Source organism: Shimia sp. (assembly GCF_041624275.1).
GTDB lineage: Bacteria > Pseudomonadota > Alphaproteobacteria > Rhodobacterales > Rhodobacteraceae > Shimia.
The window spans coordinates 1-5,846 of the sequence record NZ_JBFJVE010000183.1; the positions used below are offsets into that span (position 1 = coordinate 1).

Below are 5,846 nucleotides of genomic sequence, written 5' to 3' on the forward strand. Positions count from 1 at the left end.
AGACGACGCCCCCCGGGATATTTGGGGCAAGAGAAAAAGGCGGGTATCGGGCCCGCCTTATTCTGTTTCGTGGCTGTGATTTGTCCGGTTTATTGCCGGCGCATGTCGTCCTTGGAGATGCCGGCCACTTCGACCGGGGTCTTCATCGCGTCGCGGCGGAAGGGTTCGCCAAGCTCCTGGTTGATCATCGCCTCGATCAGCGTGGTGATGCCGTTTTTCTGGTCGCTCATCGCCTGGTTCAGCGCCGCGGTCAGCTCGTCCATGGTGCGCGCGACCACGCCCTTGAGGCCACAGGCATTGGCGATGCCGGCGTAGGACACCTGGGTGTCGAGCTCGGTGCCGACGAAATTGTCGTCGAACCACAGGGTCGAGTTGCGCTTTTCAGCGCCCCACTGGTAGTTGCGGAACACGATCTGGGTCACGGCGGGCCATTCTTCGCGACCGATGGCGGTGAGCTCGGTCACCGCGATGCCGAAGGCACCGTCGCCCGAGAAACCGCAGACCGGCGTGTCCGGGCAGCCGATCTTGGCGCCGACCACCGCCGGCAGACCATAGCCGCAGGGACCAAACAGGCCCGGAGCCAGATACTTGCGGCCCGCTTCAAAGGACGGGTAGGCATTGCCGATGGCGCAGTTGTTGCCGATGTCGGATGAGATGATCGCCTCTTTCGGCAGCGCCGCCTGGATGGCGCGCCAGGCCATGCGGGGGCTCATCCAGTCGGGCTTGTCGGCGCGCGCGCGCTGGTTCCAGGTGGTGCCGGGATCGTCGTCTTCGTGGTCCATCGAGGCCAACTGCTGGGCCCAGGTCGATTTCTTGGTGGCGATCAGCGCCCTGCGCTCTTCGCGGCCCGCGTCACCGGCGCTGTCCGACAGTTTTTCGAGGATCGAGGTGGCGACCTTCTTGGCGTCGCCCACGATGCCGACGCTCACCGGCTTGGTCAGGCCGATGCGGTCTGGGTTGATGTCGACCTGGATGATCCTGGCCTTGGTGGGCCAGTAGTCCATGCCATAGCCGGGCAGGGTCGAGAAGGGGTTCAGGCGGGTGCCGAGGGCCAGCACGACGTCGGCCTGGGCGATCAGCTCCATGCCGGCCTTGGAGCCGTTGTAACCGAGCGGACCGGCGAAGAGCGGATGCGAGCCGGGGAAGGCGTCGTTGTGCTGGTAGCCGACGCAGACCGGCGCGTCGAGCCGTTCGGCCAGCGCCATGGAGGCCGGGATGGCACCGCCCAGCACGACGCCGGCGCCGTTGAGAATGACCGGGAACTTGGCCGCAGAGAGAAGGTCCGCCGCCTGGCTCACCGCGTCATCGCCGCCACCGGGGCGTTCGAAGTCGACAATCGCGGGCAGGGAGATGTCGATCACCTGGGTGAAATAGTCGCGCGGCACGTTGATCTGGGCCGGGGCCGAATTGCGCTTGGCCTGCATGATGACGCGGTTCAGCACTTCGGCCATGCGCGACGGGTCGCGGACCTCTTCCTGATAGCAGACGCAGTCCGCGAACAGGCGCATCTGTTCCATTTCCTGAAAGCCGCCCTGACCCATGGTCTTGTTGGCGGCCTGCGGGGTGACCAACAGCAGCGGCGTGTGATTCCAATAGGCGGTTTTCACGGCGGTGACGAAATTGGTGATGCCGGGGCCGTTCTGGGCCACCATCATCGACATCTTGCCGGTGGCGCGGGTGTAGCCGTCGGCCATCATGCCCCCCGAGCCTTCGTGGGCGCAGTCCCAGAAGGTGATGCCAGCTTTGCCGAACAGGTCGGAAATCGGCATCATGGCAGAGCCGATGATCCCGAAGGCATGTTCGATCCCATGCATCTGCAGGACCTTGATAAAGGCTTCTTCGGTGGTCATTTTCATGCGGCGGAACTCCGTGGGCGCCGGCGGCGCGTTGTGCGGTCAGGATTGGAAACTACGGCGCGGCGCGGGCAGCCGTTAGGGCCAGTGCAGGGTGCGGCTTAAGTCCAGACGCGCTGGCGGCGCAGTTCCTCGGCAATGCGCGCGATGCCTTCGGGGATGCGCTCGGCCGGGATCGAGGAATAGGCCAGCCGGTAATAGTTGCGCGGCCGGTCGCTGCCGTTGAAGAACGGGTGGCCGGGTTCGATCAGCACGTCACGCCGTTGCAGCACGCGTGTCAGGGCGGCGGTGTCGACATGCTCGGGTGCCCGCATCCACAAGGAAGAGCCGCCATGCAGGCCCTGGCCGGCGATCTCGAGCCCATGGGTGTCGATTGCCTCCTGAGTGACGCGCCGCCGCCGCCGCAGTGCTTCGCGGATGCGCCGGATCAGGGCGTCGTAATGGCCGAGCGACAGGAAATAGGCCGCCGTGCGCTGGATATGGCCGGGCGGGTGGCGCAGCACTGAGGCGCGCAGGGCCCGGGCTTCGCGGATGAAGGGCTCGGAGCCGACCAGGTAGCCCAGCCGCAGCCCCGGAAAGATCGACTTCGAGAAACTGCCGACATAGATCACCCGGCCGTCGCTATCGAGCGATTTCAGCGCCGGCGAAGGGGCATCGAGGAAGGACATCTCGAATTCGTAATCATCTTCGACGATCAGCGCGTCCATGTCCCGCGCCACCTTCAGCAGCTCGTGGCGGCGGCTCATCGGCATGGTGGCCGCCGTCGGGCATTGGTGGCTGGGGGTGGTGAAGATGACGTCGGTATCGGCGGGAATGTCGGCGGGGCGCAGGCCCTGATGGTCGACCGCGACCGGCGACAGGTGGCAGCGCGCCTGATTGAGGATGTCGTGCAGCGCGTGGTAGCAGGGGTCTTCGATCGCGGCCCGGCGGCGCTGGGTCAGCAGGATCTGGGCCGCCAGCCAGAGCGCGTTCTGCGCCCCGAGGGTGATCAGGATCTCTTCGGGGCGGGCGATGATCCCGCGGCGCGGCAGGGTGTTGCGGGCGATGAATTCGATCAGCTGCGGATCGTCCTGATCGTAATAATCGGTGGTCAGCGCGGTGAAGTCCTTCTGCCCCAGCGCCTGCAGCGCACAGAGCCGCCAGTTGGCATGATCGAACAGTTTCGGGTCTGTCTGACCGTAGACGAACGGGTATTTGTAATCGGCCCAGCCCTGGGGTTTCTCGGGCATGTTGCCACCCGAGAAGCTGCGCCCGATGGCGCGCGACCAGTCGACCCGGTCCTCGGTCTTCTGCACCGGCTTGAAGCTTGGGGGAACCGGCGCGTTTTCAGAGACATAATAGCCCGAACGCCCGCGCGATGTGAGATAGTCGTTGGCCAGCAGCTCGGTATAGGCGAGGGTCACGGTGATGCGGCTGATGCCGAGGTGCGCGGCCAGCTTGCGGGTCGAGGGCAGGCGTTCACCGCGCCGGAACCGCCCCGAGAGAATACCCTCGGCGATCATCTGCTGGATCTGCGATTGCAGGGTGCCCTGAAACAGCGGGTTGAGGAAAAAGGTTTCGACCGAGATGCCCATGGCGCCAGCTTAGGGTGGACTTATCTTGCGCGCAATCTGGTATTATGCGCCGGTCGTGTATTTGCACCGAACAAGGCCGGGGCTTGCGCTCCGGCCTTGTTCGCTATGACGCGGTGGGTGTCAGCCGAAGACCTTGGTCAGGGCCTTGTCGACCGCGTCGGTGATCGCGTCGACGTCTTCGGGGGTGACGATCAGCGCCGGCGAGAAACAGAGCACGTTGTTGCGCCCCGGGATCGAGCGGTTGGCGGCGCCGATGATGACGCCCTGGGCGCCGCAGTCGCCGACCACCGCCATGACGTCCTTTTCATCGACCGGCTCTTTGCTGTCGCGGTCCTTGACCAGCTCTGCGCCAAGGAACAGCCCCTTGCCGCGCACATCGCCGATGACCTGATGCTTCTGCATCAGCGCCTCGAGGTTGGCCTTCATCCGCGCGCCCATGGCGGTGCAGTTCTCGAGCAGGCCCTCTTCCTCAATGATCGCCATGTTCTCCAGCGCCGCCGCGGGGCCGGCGGTGCAGCCGCCAAAGGTCGAGATGTCGCGGAAATGGTTCAGCTTGTCATCGGGATTGTCCTTGAAATTCTCGAAGACCTCCTCGGTGGTCACCATGCAGGCGATGGCGGCATAGCCCGAGGCGACGCCCTTGGCCATGGTCACGAAATCGGGCTTGATACCGTAGTGCTGATAGCCGAACCATTCGGTGCCGGTGCGGCCGATGCCGCAGACCACTTCGTCGATATGCAGCAGGATGTCATACTGTTTGCAGATCTCCTGAACCCGCTCCCAATAGCCTTCGGGGGCCTCGATCACGCCACCGCCGGCGGTCACCGGCTCGAGGCAGAGGGCGCCGACGGTCTCGGGGCCTTCGCGCAGGATCACCTCTTCGATCTGGTTGGCGGCGGCGATGCCGAAGTCGCGGCCCGACAGATGTTCGAGCCCCAGTTCATGCTTGCGGTATTCCATGCAATGCGGCACCCGCACGAAATCGGGGGCAAAGGGGCCGTATTGCGCGTTGCGCTCGTCCTGGCCACCGGCCGACATCGCCGCCAGGGTCGAGCCGTGGTAGTCGCGATCGCGATAAAGGATCTTGGTCTTCTTGCCGCCGTATTTCTTGTGCGCGATCTGGCGCACCATCTTGAACGCCTTCTCGTTCGCCTCGGACCCCGAATTGGTGTAATAGACGCGGCTCAGGCCGGGCATCTTGCTGATCAGCTTTTCGGCGAAAAGCGCGCCGGGGATCGAGCCGCCGGTATTGGCGAAATAGCAGACTTTCATCAGCTGGTCGCGCACCGCGTCGGCGATCCGCTCGCGGCCATAGCCGACATTGACGGTCCAGACCGCGCCCGAGACGGCGTCGATGTATTCCTTGCCGTTCTGGTCCCAGACGCGCATGCCCTTGCCCTCGATGATGATCCGGGGCTCGCCGGTTTCGAAGGGCTTGTGCTGGATCAGGTGGTGCCAGACATGGGCCTTGTCTGCGGAAACGACCTTTTCCAGGTCGTTGTCTTTGAAGTTGCCGTCCATTTCGGACTCCTCGCTGAAAGGGCGCCCGGCGGTCTCGGTCGAGTTGCGCGGGGGCCGGGAACTGAACCGGTGGACCCGGTCGAATGTGATCGCCACCATCCTCACTGGAAATCCGGATCACGGGATAGGGCCAGTATTGCGGCTGAAATAAGTCCAGATGCCGGGTTTGGCTGAAAACGGTATTTTCAGTCTCACCCAGCGCGAAAATGGTCGGTTTTCTGCGCGGCACGACGTGAAATAACCCCTTTCCCGAGCCGCGCGGGGACTGCGCCGCGTGATCTGTCACAGATGTCATCTGCCGGTTGGCATGCCGCGAATTTCTGCGGCAGGTCGCATAGGTGCCCGTGCCTGTCGCAACCTCTATTGAAAAGCGTTGCGGTTTCGCAGAGGCTCGCCGCAAATCTGACAGGAGGATACACGATGATGCGCACGAAAGCCGCGGTGGCGCTGGAAGCCGGCAAGCCGCTGGAAATCATGGAAGTCAATCTCGAGGGCCCCAAGGCGGGCGAGGTTCTGATCGAGGTCAAGGCCACCGGCATCTGCCACACCGATGAATTCACCCGCTCGGGCGCCGACCCCGAGGGGCTGTTCCCGTCGATCCTTGGTCACGAGGGGGCCGGGGTTGTTGTCGAGGTCGGTGAAGGCGTGACCACGCTGAAGCCCGGCGATCACGTGATCCCGCTTTACACGCCGGAATGCCGCGAATGCCATTCCTGCCTGTCGGGCAAGACCAACCTCTGCACCGCCATTCGCGGCACCCAGGGCCAGGGCCTGATGCCCGACGGCACCACCCGTTTCTCGATGCTGGATGGCACGCCGATCTACCACTACATGGGCTGCTCGACCTTTGCCAATCACACGGTCCTGCCTGAAATCGCCCTGGCCAAGGTGCGGGACG

The 5,846-nt window shown here is 64.3% G+C and carries 4 protein-coding genes; 1 reads left to right on the forward strand and 3 read right to left on the reverse strand.

Translation table 11 applies throughout. The features are described from left to right. Positions 1-89 precede the first annotated feature (89 nt). The 3 genes from xsc to ABZD10_RS12835 all read right to left on the reverse strand — a co-directional run bounded on the left by xsc (position 90) and on the right by ABZD10_RS12835 (position 4,948). Positions 90-1,856 carry a sulfoacetaldehyde acetyltransferase gene (gene xsc, locus ABZD10_RS12825; protein WP_372887021.1) on the reverse strand — a complete coding sequence of 589 codons (1,767 nt, stop codon included), beginning with the start codon at positions 1,854-1,856 and terminating at the stop codon, positions 90-92. Between the two features lie 98 nt (positions 1,857-1,954). Continuing rightward, positions 1,955-3,427, reverse strand: coding sequence for a PLP-dependent aminotransferase family protein (locus ABZD10_RS12830; RefSeq protein ID WP_372887022.1), 1,473 nt, complete (start codon positions 3,425-3,427; stop codon positions 1,955-1,957). Between the two features lie 120 nt (positions 3,428-3,547). Further along, the gene (locus tag ABZD10_RS12835; protein WP_372887024.1) at positions 3,548-4,948 is read right to left on the reverse strand and encodes an aspartate aminotransferase family protein; all 1,401 of its coding nucleotides are present in this window, start codon (positions 4,946-4,948) and stop codon (positions 3,548-3,550) included. 423 nt (positions 4,949-5,371) lie between these two features. Between ABZD10_RS12835 and ABZD10_RS12840 the strand changes: the two genes are divergently transcribed. Continuing rightward, a partial coding sequence (locus ABZD10_RS12840; RefSeq protein ID WP_372887025.1) for an alcohol dehydrogenase catalytic domain-containing protein occupies positions 5,372-5,846 on the forward strand: 475 nt, incomplete at its 3' end.